Raw genomic sequence first — 17,678 nt, forward strand, 5'->3', positions numbered from 1 at the left:
ACGATCCGTTGACAAGGCATTTGGTCTTCAATAGTATGGTATACCATAAGATTGTAGAGGCAAAGGAACTTTTCCGGATGTCTCAGCCTGATCGACCACAGAGGATTCGATGAAGCCGACCATCCGAAAGATCGTCACCTATGTTGAGAACACGCTGATTGAAGGCGGCAAGGCGGCCCCCCGGCCGCTGCGCCTGATCGGCGTGGCGGCAGTGCTCGACAATCCCTGGGCCGGGCGCGGTTTCACCGAGGACCTTTCTCCCGAAATCCGCGCCTATGCGCCGGTCTTGGGGGAAATGCTGACCCGCGAAATCCTCGCAGTCGCGGGATCGGGCGAAGCCATCGAAGGCTACGGCAAGGCCGCAATCTGCGGCACATCGGGCGAGATCGAGCATGCCTCGGCGCTCATCCACACGCTGCATTTCGGCAATCACTATCGGCGTGCCGTCGGCGCCAAGACCTATCTTGCCTTCACCAATCTGCGTGGCGGGCCGAACACGCCGATCATGATCCCGCTCATGGACAAGAACGATGAAGGCCGACGTTCGCACTACCTGACGGTGCATTTCCAGATTGGCGACGCACCGGCGCCGGACGAGCTGGTGGTGGCGCTTGGCGCCTCGATCGGCGGACGACCGCATCATCGCATCGGCGATCGCTACCAGGATCTCAAGGAGGTCGGCGATCTGCATGGCTGAGCTGACGGACCGTGGTTGGCATCGCGGAACGGCGCCTGACGGCACCGGCTACATCCGCGCCGGATCCGGCGCGCCGGTCCTCCTCATCCACGGCGTCGGCATGAACGCGGCGATCTGGGGGCCCCAGATCGAGCTGATGAAGGGCAGATGGGATGTGATCGCGATCGACATGCTGGGGCATGGCCGGTCGCCGCTGCCGCCCGAGGACGCCAGTCTTGCCGACTATGCAGGACAGGCAATCCGGCTTCTTGATCACCTTGGCCTGGATGCTGTCTCGATCGTTGGCCATTCAATGGGGGCGCTGGTCGGGCAGCAAATCGCTCTCGATGCGCCCGAACGGGTCCGCCGCATCGTATCGCTCAACGCGGTCTTTCGCCGCCCGGCGGACCTTGCGCAGGCGGTGCGCGAGCGCGCCGCCGAATTGAATGGCGCGGAAAACCCGTCAGGGACGGATGCAACGATCGCGCGCTGGTTCGGCAACCCGGTCCCCGACAGCTTGGCCGAGGCCGCAAGGACGACGCGCGTGGCACTGCAAAGCGTCAACCCGGACGGCTATGCTCGCACATATCGACTTTTCGCCCATGCGGATGCGGCGCATGGCGATCGTCTTCCCGGTCTCGCGGTGCCGGCCTTGTTCATGACCGGCTCGCAGGACAGAAATTCGTCACCTGCGATGTCGGCGGCGATGGCGCGCCTCGCGCCGCGCGGTCGCTGCGTCGTTCTGGAGGGCGAAAGACACATGATGGCCGTAGCCTCGCCTGACACGGTCACACGGCGCATTGTCGATTTTCTCGACAGCAACGACGGCGCAAGCGCCTCGGCGCGACCGGCGATGGACGCAGCCTTCGACGCGGGCGAATTCAGGCGGGCGCTCGGTTCCTTCCTGACCGGCGTTACCATCGTCACCGCGATCGGGCCGGAAGGAGAGCCTCGAGGCTTCACCGCCAATTCGTTTACATCCGTTTCGCTCGATCCGCCGCTTGTGCTGGTCTGCATCGCCAAGAAAGCGCTGGGTCATCCGGTGTTTTCGACCTCGAAGTGCTTTGCCGTCAACGTGCTCTCGGAGGAACAGCGAGCCGCATCCGGCGTCTTCGCTTCGAAATCGCAGGACAAGTTCTCGGCTGTCGAGTGGCGCTTCGGCCCGACCGGCAGCCCGCTGCTCGCTGGATCGGTGGCTACGTTTGACTGTGACATGGAGCAGTTGGTCGACGCCGGCGACCATTCGATCCTCATCGGCCGCGTTCGCGAATTCTCCCACAATTCATCGCAGCCCCTCGGCTATTGCCGTGGCGCCTATGTCTCGCCCGGTCTCAGCCAGGAAGCGCTGGCGGCGGCGCCTCCGGACATGGAGGTCGGCGCTATCCTCGAAGATGAAGGCCGCGTGCTGTTCTTCGAAACCGTCGACGGCTTTTTCGAATTGCCGGCGGGCCGAGGGCTCGGGACGCCCGGCGACACGCGAAGCCTCAAGGGATGCCTCGCTGCGAAAGACATCCAGGCTCATCTCGGATTCCTGTTTGCGGTCTGGGATGACGCCGCAAATCCATCGCGAACGCATGTCTACTACCGCGGCACGGTAGTCGAGCCCCACTCCAGCGATCGCCAGGTCCGGCTCGTCGACATCGACAGGATTGCCGGACTGAACATCGCCGACGCTGCCGTGCGCTCGATGCTCGCCCGCTATGTGCGCGAATGTCGGGAGGATGCGTTTGGGGTCTATGTCGGCAACGAGGTCGAAGGTGAAGTCCGCCCGCTCGCCAGGCCGGTATCCATGAACACTTCCAATCCGGGTCAACAGATATGAAGTTCTCGCTCTTCGTCCATATGGAACGCTCGGACCCGGCAAAGCCGCATGCCGAGCTCATCGACGAGCTCGAGGAGTTGGTCCTGATGGTCGAGGCGGCAGGCTTCGAGACGGCCTGGATCGGCGAACACCACGGTATGGAGTTCACCATCTCGCCAAACCCGTTCATCAACATCGCCTATCTCGGCGCCAGGACGAAGCGCATCCGGCTCGGCACAGGAACGGTCATCGCGCCGTTCTGGCATCCGATCAAGCTCGCCGGCGAGGCAGCCATGACCGATGTCGTCACGGGCGGCCGGCTCGACATCGGCATCGCCCGCGGCGCCTACAGCTACGAATACCAACGCCTGTTCCCTGGGCTCGATGCCTGGGGCGCGGGCCAGCGCATGCGCGAGATCATCCCCGCTATCAAGGGCCTCTGGCAAGGCGACTTCGAGATGTCCGGGGAGTTCTGGTCGTTTCCCTCCACCACCTCGTCGCCCAAGCCGGTGCAAAAACCCCACCCGCCGATCTGGGTGGCGGCGCGCGATCCGAACTCGCATGACTTCGCCGTCTCCAACGGCTGCAACGTCCAGGTGACGCCGCTCGCCTCCGGCGATGACGAGGTAACCAGCCTGATGGAGCGCTTCAACGCGGCGTGCGCCGCGCATCCCGACATGGCCCGCCCCGAGATCATGCTGCTGATGCACACATTCGTTGCAGAAGACGCCGCCGATGCGGAGCAGCTGACGAAGGACCTGTCGCTGTTCTACTGCCAGTTCGGCGCGTGGTTCCAGAACAAGAAGCCTGTTCGCCAAGGCATATTGGAAGCGCTCACCGGCGACGAGATCGCGGCCATGCCGCAATACGCGCCCGACAAAATGCGACAGAACCTGGTTATCGGCGAAGCCGAAGAGGTGATCGCCCGGCTGAAGGCATATGAGGCGCTCGGCTACGACCAATATTCGATCTGGATCGACAGCGGCCTGCCGCACGAACGCAAGAAGAAGTCGCTGCAGCTGTTTGTCGACAAGGTGATGCCGGCCTTCGGGCATGGGAGGCCGCAATGACCCTTGTGGCCTTCAGCAACTTCATAGATGGGGCGTTCGATACGCCGACAGCCACCTTCGAAAGCATCGATCCATCAACCGGAGCGCCCTGGGCGACGATGCCCGCCGCAACCGAGGCCGATGTCGACCGCGCCGTCGAGGCGGCGCACCGGACGCTGCACTCTGCCGCGTGGGCCTCGCTGACAGCGACCGCCCGCGGCAAGCTGCTGGTGCGCCTCGGCGACCTGGTCGTCGCCAATGCCGGCCGCCTGGCCGAACTGGAAACGCGCGACACCGGCAAGATCATCCGCGAGACCCGCGCCCAGATCGCCTATGTCGGCGACTATTACCGCTACTATGGCGGGCTTGCCGACAAGCATGAAGGCTCGCATCTGCCCATCGACAAGGCCGATATGGACGTCACCATCAGGCGCGAGCCGATCGGCGTCGTCGCTGCCGTCGTGCCGTGGAATTCGCAGCTCTTCCTTTCGGCCGTCAAGCTCGGTCCGGCACTGGCGGCCGGCTGCACGGTCGTCTTGAAAGCCTCGGAAGACGGCCCAGCACCGCTGCTGGCCTTCGCCGAACTCGTTCACGAGGCCGGATTTCCCGCCGGAAGCGTCAACATACTGACCGGGTTCGGGCACGATTGCGGCCGGCGCCTGACAAGTCATCCGCTGGTTTCACGCGTCGCCTTCACCGGCGGACCTTCGACCGCTCGCGCTATCGTCCGCAACACGGCGGAAAATCTCGCCTATACGACGCTGGAGCTGGGCGGGAAAAGTCCCGTTGTCGTTTTCGCCGACGCCGACCTGGACAGTGCGGCCAACGCGGTCGTGGCCGGGATTTTTGCGGCGTCTGGACAAAGCTGCGTCGCCGGCTCCCGGCTGCTTGTCGAGCGTTCGATAAAGGCCGAGTTCCTGGACAGGCTGAAGCACAAGGCCGAGGCCATCAAAATTGGTAATCCGCAGGATCCGGCCACCGAAATGGGACCGCTGGCAACGCCACGCCAGCGTGAATGGATCGAGAACGTCGTTGCCGAGAGCCTCGCCAAGGGCGGGACGCTGGTCACCGGCGGAAAAAGGCCCGACGATCATCCGCACGGCTTCTACTACGCACCGACCATCATCGACGCCGAGAATCCAGGACTGCCCTGCTTGCGGGAGGAATTGTTCGGTCCGGTGCTCAGCGTTCTCGCCTTCGACACGGAAGCCGAAGCCCTGGCGCTTGCCAACGATACGCCGTTCGGCCTGGCCTCGGGCGTGTTCACCACCAATCTCGCCAAGGCGCACCGCATGGCGCGCGAAATCCATGCCGGCGTCGTCTGGGTCAACACATACCGCGCCGTTTCGCCGCTCGTGCCGTTCGGCGGCTATGGTCAGTCGGGGCTCGGCCGTGAGGGCGGACTTGACGCCATCCGCGATTACACGCGCTCGAAATCCGTCTGGATACGGATATCCGACGAGCCAATCCCGGACCCGTTCGTCATGCGATGAGGGCAGCGCCAATCGCGCAATTTCATAAAAACAAGAAACCAAGCGACCAACAGAGGAGAATGACATGAAACTGATTTTGACCGGCATTTTGGCCGGACTCTTGGCAGCCACCGCCGCACGGGCCGATGAAATGGTGTTCACCAGCTGGGGCGGAACCACCCAGGAGGCGCAGACCAAATCCTGGGCTGCTCCGTTCGAAGCCAGTTCCGGCATCAAGGTCCTGCAGGACGGCCCGACGGACTACGGCAAGCTGAAGGCCATGGTGGAAGGCGGCAGCGTCGCCTGGGATGTCGTCGATGTCGAAATGGATTTCGCCATCAAAGCGGCCAAGGACGGCCTGCTAGAGCCGATCGATTTCAACGTCGTGCCGAAAGCCGATCTCGATCCTCGCTTCACCACCGACCATGCGGTCGGCAGCTTCTACTATTCATTCGTTCTTGCCTGGAACAAAGGGGCCGTGTCGGGCGAGCCAACCGGCTGGGCCGACATGTTCGACCTGACGAAATTTCCCGGCAAACGCACGTTTTACAAATGGTCGGCACCGGGCGTCATCGAGATTGCGCTGCTGGCCGACGGCGTGCCTGCAGACAAGCTCTATCCGCTCGACCTCGACCGGGCGTTCAAGAAACTCGACACGATCAAGTCGGAAATCGTCTGGTGGGACAGCGGCGCGCAGTCGCAGCAGCTGATCGCCTCCGGTGAAGCAGCCTTCGGGCAGCTCTGGAACGGGCGAGTCTTCGCCCTCCAGCAGGACGGCGCCGATGTCGGGGCATCCTGGAAACAGAACATGACTGCCGCCGATGTACTCGTCATCCCCAAGGGTTCGAAGAACAAGGCGAGCGCGATGAAATTCCTGGCCACGGCGACAAGCGCGAAAAGCCAGGCAATGTTTGCTGAAGCAAGCGGCTACGCACCGATCAACACGGCAGCCAAGGCCGAAATGCCGGCCGATGTCGTCAAGTCGTTGCCGGACGCCTATGTCGACGGACAAATCGACCTCGACATGAACTACTGGGCTGAGAACCGCGATAAGATCGCGGAGCGTTGGTACGCCTGGCAGGCCAAATAGCCGCCGATCTCACCCATGAACCGGCGGGGCGTCGCTAGGCGTCCCGCCTGAGCTGCCGGGATCATCGCCATGTCGGGCAATTTGCTTCATCGACTGCCAATCCTCCGAAGGTCAGACGGCATCGGCGGCGCCTTGCCGGCGCTGACCCTCATCACCCTGTTCTTCGTGGTGCCGGTCGTGGCATTGCTGTTGCGCAGCGTGACCGATCCCGTACCGGGCCTGCAGAACTACGCCACCCTGTTTGGCGACGGTACCTACGCGCGGGTCTTCTTCAACACCTTTCTGGTCGCCACCGTCGTCACCGCCGTCACTGTCATCGTGGCGTTTCCGGTCGCCTGGATGCTGGCGATCATGCCGCCCGCCCTCGGCTCGATCGTCTTCGGCATCATCATCCTGTCGATGTGGACCAACCTGCTCACCCGCACCTATGCCTGGATGGTGCTGCTTCAACGCACCGGCGTCATCAATCGGACGCTGATGGATATCGGCCTGATCAGCGAGCCGCTGCCGCTGATCAACAACCTGACTGGCGTCACCATCGGCATGGTCTACATCATGCTGCCGTTCATGATACTGCCACTGGTCGGAACGCTGCGCGCCATTGATCCGATGACGCTGCGCGCCGCCGCTCTGTGCGGTGCGAGCCCCTTCGACGCCTTCCGCCGCATCCTGCTGCCATTGTCGCTTCCCGGAATCGCTGCAGGCGGCCTGATGGTTTTCGTCATGTCGCTCGGCTATTTCGTGACGCCCACGCTGCTCGGCGGCACCTCCAACATGATGCTCGCCGCAATGATCGCCCAGATGATCCAGTCCTTGCTCAACTGGGGGCTCGGAAGCGCGGCGGCTTTCATCCTGCTTTTGGTCACCATGGCACTCTACGCGCTGCAACTGCGCCTCGTCGGCGCCAAGCGCATGACAGGAGGCATCTGAGATGCTGCTCGACTACGACCGGCTGGGCTGGCTGCGCGCAGCACTTCTGGGGTTCACCGGCCTGGTTGCCGCGTTTCTGCTACTGCCGGTAGTTTTCATCGTGCTGCTGTCGTTCGGATCGTCGCGGTGGCTGGCTTTTCCGCCGCCCGGCTGGACGCTGAAATGGTATGAGGAGCTCTTCGCCGATCCGGCCTGGCTCGAAGCGGCGCTGACCAGCGCGCGCATTGCCACCACGGCCGCGATTCTCGCCGTCGTCATCGGGCTCCTGGCTTCTTTCGCCCTGGTCAGGGGACAGTTTCGCGGGCGCAACACGCTTCGCGGCCTGCTGCTGACGCCAATGGTGCTGCCGGTCGTCGTCTTCGCCATCGCCATCTATGCATTCTTCCTGCGGATCGGGCTCGGCGGCACCACGGCAGGCTTCGTCATCGCACACACAGTCCTGGCACTCCCCTTCGCCATCATTCCCATCACCGCGGCACTCGAAGGGTTCGACAAATCCATCGAGGATGCGGCGATCGTCTGCGGCGCAAGCCCATTCGAAGCAAAACTCCGGGTCACCTTGCCGGCGATCAAGATCGGGATCTTCTCGGCGGCGATCTTCGCCTTTCTCGCCTCATGGGACGAGGTGGTGGTCGCGATCTTCATGGCCAGCCCCACCTTGCAGACTTTGCCGGTCAAGATCTGGGGCAGCCTGCGCCAGGATCTGAGCCCGGTCATCGCCGCGGCGTCCAGCCTTCTCGTTCTCCTGACGCTGAGCCTGATGATCGTAACCGCACTCATTCGGCGGAAATTGTCGAAATGATCGAACCGTTCCTCTTCATTCGCGACCTGCGCAAGACATTCGGCAGCTTCGTCGCCGTGCACGATGTCACGATCGATATACCCAAGGGCGAGTTCCTAACCTTTCTCGGCCCTTCCGGCTCCGGCAAGTCGACGACGCTCTACGTGATCGCCGGCTTTCAGCAGCCGACATCCGGCAACGTTCTTCTCGAAGGCAGGTCGCTGTTGTCGGTGCCGTCGCACAAGCGCAATATCGGCATGGTGTTCCAGCGCTACACACTGTTCCAGCATCTCACGGTCGCCGAGAACGTTGCCTTTCCGTTGCGCGTGCGCCGCCGGCCGGACGCCGAGGTGAAACGAAAAGTCACCGAGATGCTGTCGCTGGTGCGGCTCGAGAGTTTCGGCGGCCGATATCCTGGCGCGCTGTCCGGCGGACAGCAGCAGCGCGTGGCGCTTGCCCGGGCGCTGGCCTACGATCCGCCGATCCTTCTGATGGACGAGCCGCTTTCGGCGCTCGACAAGAAGCTGCGCGAGGAAATCCAGGCCGAGATACGGCGCATCCACCGCGAAACCGGCGTAACGATCCTGTACGTCACCCACGATCAGGACGAGGCGCTGCATCTTTCGGATCGCATCGCCTTGTTTCGGGACGGGCGCATCGAGCAGATCGGCACCGGTGAGGACCTCTATCTGAGACCTGCGAGCGAATTCGTGGCCAGCTTCATCGGAAATTCCAATTTCCTGCCGGCCGAACATCTTGAAACCGTCAACGGCTCCGCCACGATCCGCCTGGCCGATGGCTCGGTTGTCTCTGGGGTCAGGATCGATCAGGACTTCAGCCATGGCCAGAAGACCAGGCTGATGGTGCGACCGGAAGCGTTTCGGCTGAAACCCGGCCCGGCGACTGCCGGGCTTGCGGTCGAATTCATCGACACCGCTTTCTTCGGCGAACGGCGGCGCGTCATCGCGCGCACGGCCGCCGGCCAGGAGATCGACGTCAGGCCGACATCCGACATGGCGCAAGCACATGAAGGCATCGCCTCGCGCAGACAGATTTTTTTCGATCCCGCCGCCGCATTTCTGTTTCCGGCCTGACAGACGACAGTTTGACCTCAGCGCGGCGGATCAGCCGGCGGCTCGATGGTGACGCCGTATTTGGCGGCGATGGCCAAGACCTTTCCCATTTCCGGCATGCCGGCGGCGGTCGCGGCGTCCAATTCCGCAAACATCTGATCAAGGCCGCAACTCGGCGCGCAAAAGACGAGCACGCGGGCCGGCTTGTCGCCGACATTGCGGATGGCATGGCGCCGGCCGCGTGAGCCGAAGAAGAAACCGCCGGGCGCAACGCGATGGGGCGCGGATTCGCCCTCGAATTCGATGACGAGTTCGCCGCTCAGCACATAGAAGGCTTCATCCTCACGGGCATGGGTGTGCGGTGGTACTCCCGCGCCCGGCGGAACCACGGACTCCCAAAGCGAGAAGGACCCCTCTGTCTCGGCGCCGGTGGCTTTGTAGATATGGGTGATGCTCAGAACGTTGAGCGTCGAGCCGACCGCCGGCTCGCGAACGAACGGCTCGGCTGCTTTAACTTTGGCATCCATCGTCGATCTCCTTTGCGGTTCAGGTGGCTCACCAAGAGATAGGCCCGTGCTCGCCCGTCGATTAGCCGGAATTGTATAGGACATTCTGTCCGGATTTCAGGACAATCGGGAAATGGACCCGCTCGACGGCATCGCGGCGTTCGCTCGCGTCGTGGACAGCGGCAGCTTCTCGACTGCGGCAGATCGGCTCGGACTCTCCAAATCCGCCGTCAGCGCCCATGTGCAGCGGCTCGAGGAGCGGCTGGGCATTCGCCTCCTCAACCGCACCACGCGTCGACTCTCGATGACCGAAGCGGGCGCAGCTTACTACCGCCACTGCGCGCGGATTCTCGCCGAAGCTGAAGCTGCGGAACGAGAGGCGAGCGCGCTGCAGCGCGAACCGCGTGGTACGCTTCGCATTTCGGCGCCCGACAGCTTCGGCTGGATGCATGTGGCGCCGGCCGTTCCCGAGTTCCTGAGGCGCTATCCGGAACTTTCCGTCGATATTGCTTTGAGCCCGGCGCATGTGAGCCTGGTCGATGAGGGGCTCGATCTGGCGATCCGCATCGGCGTGCTCGAGGATTCGCCGCTTGTCGTGCGCAAGCTCGCGCCATCCCGGCTCGTCGCCTGTGCTGCACCCGCTTATCTCGACAAGCATGGAATGCCGCGCGAGCCGGGCGACCTTGCCAAGCACAACTGCCTCTGCACCAGCCTTTTGCCTTGGGGCGATGAATGGCGCCTTGCCGGCAAAATTGGCGAGGCGCGCGTGGCCGTGGGCGGCAGCTTTCGCAGCAACAATGCGGAGATGCTGCGCGTTGCGGCGCTCGACGGCATCGGCATTGCCCTACTGCCCACGTGGGCGGTAGCGGAGCCGCTGCGCACTGGCGCGCTGCGACGCGTGCTTGATGCCTGGGAGCCTCCAGCCAGCACGATCTACGCCGTCTATCCCAGCAACAGGCTCATGTCGATGAAGGTCCGAGCCTTCGTCGACCATCTTGCGCGATGCATAGGGCGCACGCCGTATTGGGATGAAGGCCTTTGAGAAGAGCGCCCATTTTGGATCGTTTTGAGCTAGCCCATTGATCCAGCCTCGCAAGTTTGTCTCTGAATACGGTCAAGAACCGCCTCGCCACCGGTCGGAAAACTTGCGGTCTTAACTTCAAAAGGGAATTGGGCGGGTTGAAATTTCCTCAGCTTTGTCCACTTCGGTATCAATTGCCCGACTGGTGCGACCTCCGGCGAAAACAGCGCGATCGAATTGACGAGAAAAATACCGTCAGCGGTGCTGGAGACAACGTCGAAGAGCGTGGCGGCCTGAAGCGTACCGAGAGGTGTTGCGTACCGAGGCTACGTCGGCTGCGAGGTGAGTTTGGCCGCAAAAGCATCGCTTATGTGGCCGTCAAACCGGCAGCCGCGCAGCCCTCAGTAGCGAAGACCGCCGCGTTGCGCCGGCTCTCACTCGCGATAGCTGGAGCATCTGATGCCGACCCGCCCCTATGCCATCCTTGAAGCGCCGTCCTCGCTGGGTCTGGCGACCGACGGCGTGGAGGGCTTGCCCGGTCGGCTGCTGGAACTGGGCCTCGCCGAACGCATCCATGCGCGCAGCGCCGGGCGGCTGGCCGTCCCGCCGAAGGACCCGAAGCCCGACCCTGCCACCCTGACGCTGAATGCCAACGCGATCGCGGCGTGGTCGCCGAAGCTCGCCGACGCCGTGGAGGAGGTGCTGGACGCTGGCGAGTTCCCGGTGGTGCTGGGCGGCGACTGTACGATCTTGCTGGGTCCGATGCTCGCGCTGCGCCGGCGCGGTCGCTACGGCCTGTTCTTCATCGACGGTCACGCCGACTTCTTCCAGCCGGAAGCGGAGCCCAACAGCGAAGGCGCGTCGATGGACCTGGCCCTCGTCACCGGCTACGGGCCGGCGCTGCTGAGCGACCTGGAGGGCCGCCGCCCGTTGGTTCGCTCCGCGGACGCTGTCGCCTTCGCATTTCGCGACCACGAGGACCAGGCCGAATTCGGCAGCCAGCCCTTGCCAGCGGAGCTCATGGCCTACGATCTGCACGCCATCCGCCGCCTGGGCGTCGAATCCGCCGCCCGGGCGGCCGTTGGCCACCTGACGCGGGCGGAACTCGACGGCTTTTTCATCCATCTCGACGCCGATTGTCTCGATGATGCGATTATGCCGGCGGTCGATTTCCGCGTACCGGGCGGGCTCTCGTGGGACGAGTTGTCGGCGGCGCTCCAGATCATCCTGGCGAGCGGAAAGGCGGTCGGACTCGAGGTCACCATCTACAATCCGCGCCTTGACGAGGACGGCAGCGCCGGCCATGGCCTTGCTGACGTCCTGGCCGCAGCCCTCGGCACAGCCGCACCCGCTTAGTACGGGCAAATCCGACACCGTGACCCATTCACCTGGACCGGCCCGTTTCCCTGTTGATGAAATCAAGGATCAGGTGAGCTGCCGTTTCCGCACGGGTTTCGAGCAGGAGATGACCGGCGTCGAGGATATGGGCGTCCATGCGGGGAAGCGCCTCGATCCAACTCATGGTTTCGGCGAGTTCGAAGAAGGGGTCATGGCGACCCCACACCATCAGTGCAGGCGGCTGATAGGTTTGCAGATAGCCCTGGATCTCTGCGAAGCGGCGCACATAGTTTCCATAGTCCGCCAGGAGGGCACGTTGTGCCTCGAGCCGTCCCGGCAGGCTCATCACGCGCCAGTCCTCATCCCAGTTTTCGGCAGCCATGGACTTTGCGACATCGTCGGGCAGGCCCCCGACATACTGATACCGTGTCCCTTCCCAGGTCAGATGAGCGGTGGCGGCGGCCTCATTCTCCGCGGTAGGCTTCGACCAAAAGGCGATGGTGTCTGCCCATTGGCGGCCGAACCCACTGGTATGAGCGTTGGCATTCTGGATGATCAGACCCGTCACCAGCGCGGGTGCATGCATCGCGACATGAAAGCCGACTGGCGCGCCGAAATCGTGAAGGTAGATGAAGCGAGGACCGACGGAGAAGTGGTCGAGGACTTCGAGGATTGCGTTCCCCATTGCTTCGAAGGATGTCGAGGCGAGGACATCGGACTCCCCGAACCCCGGAAGATCGGGAGCGATGACGAACAGGTCGTCGAGGAGCATCGGGGCCAGACGCCGGAACGTGCGCGCTGAGCTGGGAAAGCCGTGCAGCAGCAATAGGGCGGGACTGGAGGGATCCCCTCCGACATCCACCGCGAGACGGCTTCCGCCCATGACACGAAGATAGTGCCGGATCATCGCAGGCCTCCTTCTCTCACCGAGCCATTGCTCGTTTCGCCCGCCTTTCTCCCGGATTTATTCTAAATCTATGGGTTACGTCGCGCCATAGCGTGCTTGCGGATACGCTCGTACGGGCAAAATCACTCCCAGTCGATTGCTTTTTAGGGACAATCTGTTTCCTCACACAGGCGCCGTCGGACTCTTCGGGATCCCAGCTTTCCACCTGTCTCCCCGAATGATCCCGCGCCCTACCCGCCCCCCGGTCCAGGCATGATCCCGTGATCAGCTATCTGCTCGATACCAGGATGACCTGCGGCGTCACCGTGCCCATCCGTCTTGCCGGCGGGGATCTGGCCACGTTCACCGCGATCCGCGCCGACCCCGAGACCGGGTTCGAGGCCGAAGCAGGCAGTTCATCGCCGAAATCGGCGATCTGGGCCATCTTTTGCACGACTCCGTCTATGCCGGTTTCGATGCCGGAATCCGCACCTGCCAATATGTCCATCTGACGTCGCGCGAGCGTCAGTGCCTGCGCCTCGCCGCCGCCGGACTGACGGCCAAGCAGGTCGCGCGCGAGATTGGCCGCGCGGTGCCGACTGCAACGCTGCATCTCAATGCGGCGACGCGCAAGCTTGGCGCGCGAAACCGCTTCCACGCCATCGCGCTGGCTGCCCACTACCGGCTGCTCGCGCCGGAGCATTGAGGCTCTCCGCCTGAGGGCCACCGGCCCCGCCAGGGCAAACCTATAAATAGTGCTAGCTGTAAATGCGCCGGGCCGCTTAGTACCGTCGGCCGCAAACGAGGCTTGGGAGGGTCCGTCACTATGGTTCCTGCCGCGCCATGACGCGGAGCTTGGAACTGTGACGGCACATGCGACCACCGAAGGATTTAGCGACTACAGGGGTTACCGCACCTGGTATCGCGTAATCGGCGATCTCAACTCGGGGAAGTTGCCATTGGTCGTCGCTCATGGCGGGCCGGGTTGCACGCATGACTATGTCGATTCGTTCAAGGAGTTGGCCGATACCGGGCGGGCCGTCATCCACTACGATCAGATCGGCAACGGCAAATCGACCCATCTGCCCGACAAGGGCGGCGACTTCTGGACCGTCGATTTCTTCCTGGGCGAACTCGACGCGCTGCTCGCTCACATTGGCGTAGCCGACCGTTACGCCCTGCTCGGCCAATCCTGGGGCGGCATACTCTCGGCTGAACATGCCGTGCGACGCCCCGCCGGACTCAAAGCATTGATCCTGGCCAATTCGCTGGCCTCAATGGCGCTATGGATGGAAGGCGCGCTGCAATTGCGCGCCGGGCTGCCGGCCGATGTGCAAAATGCACTTGACCGGCACGAGGCAGCCGGAACCACCGATCACCCGGATTATGTTGCGGCAACCAAAGCCTTCTATGACCGCCACGTCTGCCGTGTCCTTCCGACGCCGCCGGAAGTCGCCCGGACATTCGCGGCAATCGAGGAGGATCCGACGGTTTATCACACCATGAACGGACCCAATGAATTCCACGTCATCGGCACCATGCGGAACTGGACCATCGTCGAGCGCCTGCATCTGATCGAGGCGCCAACCCTGGCGTTCCGCGGATTTTACGACGAAGCGACCGAGGCCTGCGTCCAGCCCTTTCTCGATCATATTCCCGACGTCGAAGGCATGGTCTTCCCGAATTCCAGCCATATGCCGCATGTCGAGGAGAAGGACGATTGCCTCGCCGCCGTCGGACGCTTTGTGGCCAAATACGATTGAGGTCCGCGCTCCACAGCAGCCTATCTTTGCACAAGCTTATCGTGCCGGGCTTGGCCATTGCATTCATCTTGATGCGTTCCGTCGTTCCTTGAGCGCCTGGGCCAGGAAATCCTTGACCGGATCGAGAACCGCGTCGCGTTCGTGGGCTACCCCGGGCAGCAAATCAAAGCGTACGCGCGCACCCGCTTGCTCGAACGATCGACACAACGTCCTGAGGCGTTCCGGCCTCGTTTGTCCTGCATCGTTGGCGCCCGGCATCCAATGGGTGCTGCCTTGGACATGCGTGATTTCCCAGGTCTCCAGGTCGGCATCGCCGACGATCATCTGGACAGGCACTTTTGCCAGCGCTGCGGCGTCGAAGGTGATGCCGAATTTCTCCGGCAGGTCACGAATGCCCACCCACCAGTCCCGCGCGGGATCGAGCAAGGTCACGGAGCCCGGCGCGCCGATCGAAGCCGCCCATAGCCTGTCGGGATGGAGGATGGCGAAGCGATGGGTGAAATGCCCGCCACCGGAAAATCCAAACATGGCGAACCGGGTCCAGTCCTGACGGTATTTGGCGCTGACCTCCTCGATTATGGCGAGCAGCACCTGATCGTAGCGGATGTCGCCCTCGATCATGTATTTGTATCCGCTGCGGGCGTCGTCGCCGAGAACGCCGATTGGAAACAGCGGGCACAAAATGGCGCACTCGTTCCAGCGTCCGAATTCGGCGAATGCGTCGCGGAAGCCCAGGAACGAGGTGCGGCCAGTACCATGGACAGCCACCAGCAGGTCGACTTTGGCGCCTTCCCCAACCGCGGGCGGTACATACAGACAATAATGGAAGCGTGGGTCTGATTTGGAAGCAAAGATGGCGGTCGCGCCAAGATCGTATGTAGCGCGACCGCGATCCGCGAATCCCGTGGCGATGCTGGTCAAGTCTACAACTCCTCAGCCAGTCTTGTCATTCACAGCCAGCGTATACTGTTCGGTCCGCGTCGTGAACTGAAGGTCCTTCCGGGCAGCCAAGAGAGGACCGAGGACCTCGTAGCGCATCGGGATCAGGGCGACGTCGTTGAAGACGATCTCGCTGAGTTCCGAGAGCATCTTTTCGCGCTTGGCATCGTCCAGCGTCCGCTTAGCCACAGCCAGTTTGGCATCGAGATCGGGATTTGAATAGCGGCCCGAATTTGCGTTGCCCAATACCGGCATCCGGGTTCTGCGTCGTGACCAGCGCTGTCATCGTGGGCATCCGCCTTATCGGCATAAACCGACCAGCATAAGCGAACTGGGCGACATGGTAGCCCGGGCTGCCCATCGTATTTCCGCCGCCCTTGGCTTTCGCTCGCCGGCTGCCAATGACATAGCGAGTTGAACTGGTGCCAAGCATCACACGACTGCCTCGGCAGATTGCGACGAGGGGTGTATCTCCGGAACGGTGAAAACCGGCACCTCGCCCTTGAAGCCTTGGAGTTCGAAGGCACCCGCCTGGACAACCGGCATCGATGCTCCTTGCGCAAATCCGGGACCAAGCACCAGGGGGATGCTCAGCTTTTTGGTCGTTGACTCGAGCCGTGCCGTGCGGTTCACCGGCGAGCCGATCGCGGTGTAATCGAAGCGCCGTTCGGAGCCGAAATTCCCTACGGAGCAGATGCCAGTCTCGATGGCGACGCCGATTTCGATAGAGGGGTGCCCGCGCGCGGTGAACGCGGCATTTTCGCGCTTCACCCGTTCGATCAGAGCAAGCCCCGCTTCGAGCGCGCGCTCGCGATGATCTGGCTGGTCAAGCGGCGCGTTCCAGAAGGCTAGCACGGCATCGCCCATGAACTTATCGATGGTCCCGTCGCGCTTGAGTATCTCATCGGTCGCAAGGCCGAGGAAGTGATTGACCACCTTTCCGATTTCCTGGGCATCGAGTTGTTCGCTCATCGCCGTGAAGCCGCGTATATCACTCAGCAGGATTGTGATCTCGCGCTTCTCTCCGGACAGGATCGCTTCGGTATCCGAATTTGCGAGGCGTTGCACCACGGAGGGCGACAGAAATTGCGAAAACTGCCGGGCCAGGGTGGACCGGCGCTGCTCGCTGCGCCTGTAGAGGGCATAGCCTTCGAAGCCAGCTACGAGGATCGTCGCAAGCGCCGGCTGCAGTGGGTCATAGAGCACACCCTGCAGGCTGTATTCGAGAGCGCCAAACACGAAGGGCGTGGCAGCCAGGAGCGCCAGAGCGAATGCGCCAAGCACGACCCGCTCGGCGAGCACTCCAGAAAGCCCGATGAAAACGATGCCACCAAGGACAAACCAGAGCCGCTCGAGCATCCGCCCTTGCGTAGGCTCTACAAGATAGCGCCCGGCAAGCATCTGGCCGATTGCATCAGCGTGGATGTCCACGCCTGGTCGCGCCGGACGCGTCGGGGTGGGCAGATACTGGGTCAGTCCCACGGCCGACAGATCAACAATAGCTATGGCGTTCCGCAGCAGCGGATCGCCGCGGCCCGAAAGGATATCACTGGCAGATGTGCGCGGCGTATTGGTGTCGGTTTCCCAGAGGCGGATGCTGCCCTGCGGCTCGAGTGGCACAATGGTGCCGGCCATCCTGAGTGCGTCAAACCCGGCGGCATTCATCCGGGCCACGTAGCCGTTCTCTCCGGCGTAGAGGCGCAGGAGTTCGAGCGCGAAGGACGGCCAGAGCTGCACGCCTTGAGCCGTATTTCGGAGCCAGAGCAGCGGCACATGGCGTAATACGCCGTCGGGATCGGGCAAAGTGCGAATTACGCCGAGGCCTGCAGCGGCGCTCGAGAAATCAGGAAGCGAGCCTGTCAGACCGGTGAAGCCAGGAAGCGTCTCGGGTACTTGCCCGACGATCGACCAGCCGGCTTTGGGCTCTGCTTCTGATACGGTCGCCTCATTGCCCAGGCTGACGGCGAGCGCCGTTCGATTTTTCGCCAGCGCGCTGGCAAGGCGCTTGTCTCCGGCGATGCCATCAGGAGAGATGTCAGCCTCGGGCAGCACCAGCGCAAGCCCGATCACCGCGGCACCAGACTCGGCGACACCATCGACCAGATCGGCCAAAAGGCCACGATTCCAAGGCCATCGCCCATACGCCTTAAGGCTCGCGTCGTCTATCGAGACAATCACAACAGGATTGCTCGTCGCCTCGCGCGGGGCGAGGAACTGGTAGAAGTCATACGTACGCTCGCGCAGGTGCGATAGCGGCCGGTCGAAAGCAAAATGGCAAGCGAGCAGCAAGAGTACGACCGCAAGACCCGGAAGCTTGCGCCGGGCAGCCCGCCGCCAATCAGCCAAGGGGCTC

18 protein-coding genes are annotated in these 17,678 nt (G+C 62.9%); 13 read left to right on the forward strand and 5 right to left on the reverse strand.

The genetic code is table 11. From position 1 onward, the window contains the following. The first annotated feature begins 109 nt into the window (after positions 1-109). The 8 genes from CIT26_RS25675 (at position 110) to CIT26_RS25710 (ending at position 8,893) form a co-directional block, all read left to right on the forward strand. Positions 110-697 carry an amino acid synthesis family protein gene (locus CIT26_RS25675; RefSeq protein ID WP_095495160.1) on the forward strand — a complete coding sequence of 196 codons (588 nt, stop codon included), beginning with the start codon at positions 110-112 and terminating at the stop codon, positions 695-697. Beyond that, entirely contained in the window at positions 690-2,498 is a 1,809-nt protein-coding gene (locus CIT26_RS25680) for an alpha/beta fold hydrolase (protein WP_095495161.1), read from the forward strand. Before CIT26_RS25675 ends, CIT26_RS25680 begins: the two co-directional genes overlap by 8 nt. Further along, on the forward strand, positions 2,495-3,547 hold the full coding sequence (locus tag CIT26_RS25685; protein WP_095495162.1) for an LLM class flavin-dependent oxidoreductase: 1,053 nt from the start codon (positions 2,495-2,497) through the stop codon (positions 3,545-3,547). The genes CIT26_RS25680 and CIT26_RS25685 overlap by 4 nt, the downstream gene beginning before the upstream one ends. Then, entirely contained in the window at positions 3,544-5,019 is a 1,476-nt protein-coding gene (locus tag CIT26_RS25690) for an aldehyde dehydrogenase (protein ID WP_095495163.1), read from the forward strand. The genes CIT26_RS25685 and CIT26_RS25690 overlap by 4 nt, the downstream gene beginning before the upstream one ends. 64 nt (positions 5,020-5,083) lie before the next feature. Continuing rightward, positions 5,084-6,088 carry an ABC transporter substrate-binding protein gene (locus CIT26_RS25695; RefSeq protein WP_095495164.1) on the forward strand — a complete coding sequence of 335 codons (1,005 nt, stop codon included), beginning with the start codon at positions 5,084-5,086 and terminating at the stop codon, positions 6,086-6,088. A gap of 69 nt (positions 6,089-6,157) precedes the next feature. Further along, positions 6,158-7,018, forward strand: a complete 861-nt coding sequence (locus tag CIT26_RS25700; protein WP_095495165.1) for an ABC transporter permease — start codon at positions 6,158-6,160, stop codon at positions 7,016-7,018. A gap of 1 nt (position 7,019) precedes the next feature. After that, complete coding sequence (locus tag CIT26_RS25705; RefSeq protein WP_095495166.1) at positions 7,020-7,820, forward strand: ABC transporter permease; 801 nt, start codon at positions 7,020-7,022, stop codon at positions 7,818-7,820. Further along, positions 7,817-8,893: an ABC transporter ATP-binding protein gene (locus CIT26_RS25710; protein ID WP_095495167.1), complete on the forward strand. Its 1,077-nt coding sequence runs from the start codon at positions 7,817-7,819 to the stop codon at positions 8,891-8,893. Before CIT26_RS25705 ends, CIT26_RS25710 begins: the two co-directional genes overlap by 4 nt. 17 nt (positions 8,894-8,910) lie before the next feature. Here the strand turns inward: CIT26_RS25710 and CIT26_RS25715 are convergent, their stop codons facing one another. After that, positions 8,911-9,399: a cupin domain-containing protein gene (locus CIT26_RS25715; RefSeq protein WP_167391535.1), complete on the reverse strand. Its 489-nt coding sequence runs from the start codon at positions 9,397-9,399 to the stop codon at positions 8,911-8,913. A gap of 112 nt (positions 9,400-9,511) precedes the next feature. Here CIT26_RS25715 and CIT26_RS25720 point away from each other — a divergent pair, with 112 nt between their 5' ends. Next, on the forward strand, positions 9,512-10,420 hold the full coding sequence (locus CIT26_RS25720) for a LysR family transcriptional regulator (protein ID WP_095495169.1): 909 nt from the start codon (positions 9,512-9,514) through the stop codon (positions 10,418-10,420). A gap of 438 nt (positions 10,421-10,858) precedes the next feature. Continuing rightward, the gene (locus tag CIT26_RS25725; protein ID WP_095495170.1) at positions 10,859-11,755 is read left to right on the forward strand and encodes an arginase family protein; all 897 of its coding nucleotides are present in this window, start codon (positions 10,859-10,861) and stop codon (positions 11,753-11,755) included. Positions 11,756-11,783: 28 nt separating this feature from the next. On the opposite strand, the gene CIT26_RS25730 is transcribed toward CIT26_RS25725, so the two are convergent. Continuing rightward, the gene (locus CIT26_RS25730) at positions 11,784-12,644 is read right to left on the reverse strand and encodes an alpha/beta fold hydrolase (RefSeq protein WP_095495171.1); all 861 of its coding nucleotides are present in this window, start codon (positions 12,642-12,644) and stop codon (positions 11,784-11,786) included. A 260-nt stretch (positions 12,645-12,904) separates the two neighbouring features. Here CIT26_RS25730 and CIT26_RS37920 point away from each other — a divergent pair, with 260 nt between their 5' ends. The 3 genes from CIT26_RS37920 to CIT26_RS25740 all read left to right on the forward strand — a co-directional run bounded on the left by CIT26_RS37920 (position 12,905) and on the right by CIT26_RS25740 (position 14,386). Beyond that, entirely contained in the window at positions 12,905-13,135 is a 231-nt protein-coding gene (locus CIT26_RS37920) for an autoinducer binding domain-containing protein (RefSeq protein ID WP_245319549.1), read from the forward strand. Next, positions 13,072-13,329: a response regulator transcription factor gene (locus CIT26_RS37925; RefSeq protein ID WP_245319550.1), complete on the forward strand. Its 258-nt coding sequence runs from the start codon at positions 13,072-13,074 to the stop codon at positions 13,327-13,329. The genes CIT26_RS37920 and CIT26_RS37925 overlap by 64 nt, the downstream gene beginning before the upstream one ends. 157 nt (positions 13,330-13,486) lie before the next feature. Continuing rightward, a complete protein-coding gene (locus CIT26_RS25740; protein ID WP_095495172.1) occupies positions 13,487-14,386 on the forward strand; it encodes a proline iminopeptidase-family hydrolase in 900 nt (299 codons plus the stop codon). A 63-nt stretch (positions 14,387-14,449) separates the two neighbouring features. On the opposite strand, the gene CIT26_RS25745 is transcribed toward CIT26_RS25740, so the two are convergent. The 3 genes from CIT26_RS25745 to CIT26_RS25755 all read right to left on the reverse strand — a co-directional run bounded on the left by CIT26_RS25745 (position 14,450) and on the right by CIT26_RS25755 (position 17,671). Then, complete coding sequence (locus CIT26_RS25745; protein WP_095495173.1) at positions 14,450-15,307, reverse strand: hydrolase; 858 nt, start codon at positions 15,305-15,307, stop codon at positions 14,450-14,452. 12 nt (positions 15,308-15,319) lie between these two features. After that, positions 15,320-15,571, reverse strand: a complete 252-nt coding sequence (locus tag CIT26_RS25750) for a hypothetical protein (protein ID WP_143747912.1) — start codon at positions 15,569-15,571, stop codon at positions 15,320-15,322. A 186-nt stretch (positions 15,572-15,757) separates the two neighbouring features. After that, positions 15,758-17,671, reverse strand: a complete 1,914-nt coding sequence (locus tag CIT26_RS25755) for a CHASE2 domain-containing protein (protein ID WP_167391536.1) — start codon at positions 17,669-17,671, stop codon at positions 15,758-15,760. Positions 17,672-17,678: the final 7 nt, after the last annotated feature.

The organism is Mesorhizobium temperatum (genome assembly GCF_002284575.1).
In the GTDB taxonomy this organism is placed as follows: Bacteria; Pseudomonadota; Alphaproteobacteria; order Rhizobiales; family Rhizobiaceae; genus Mesorhizobium; species Mesorhizobium temperatum.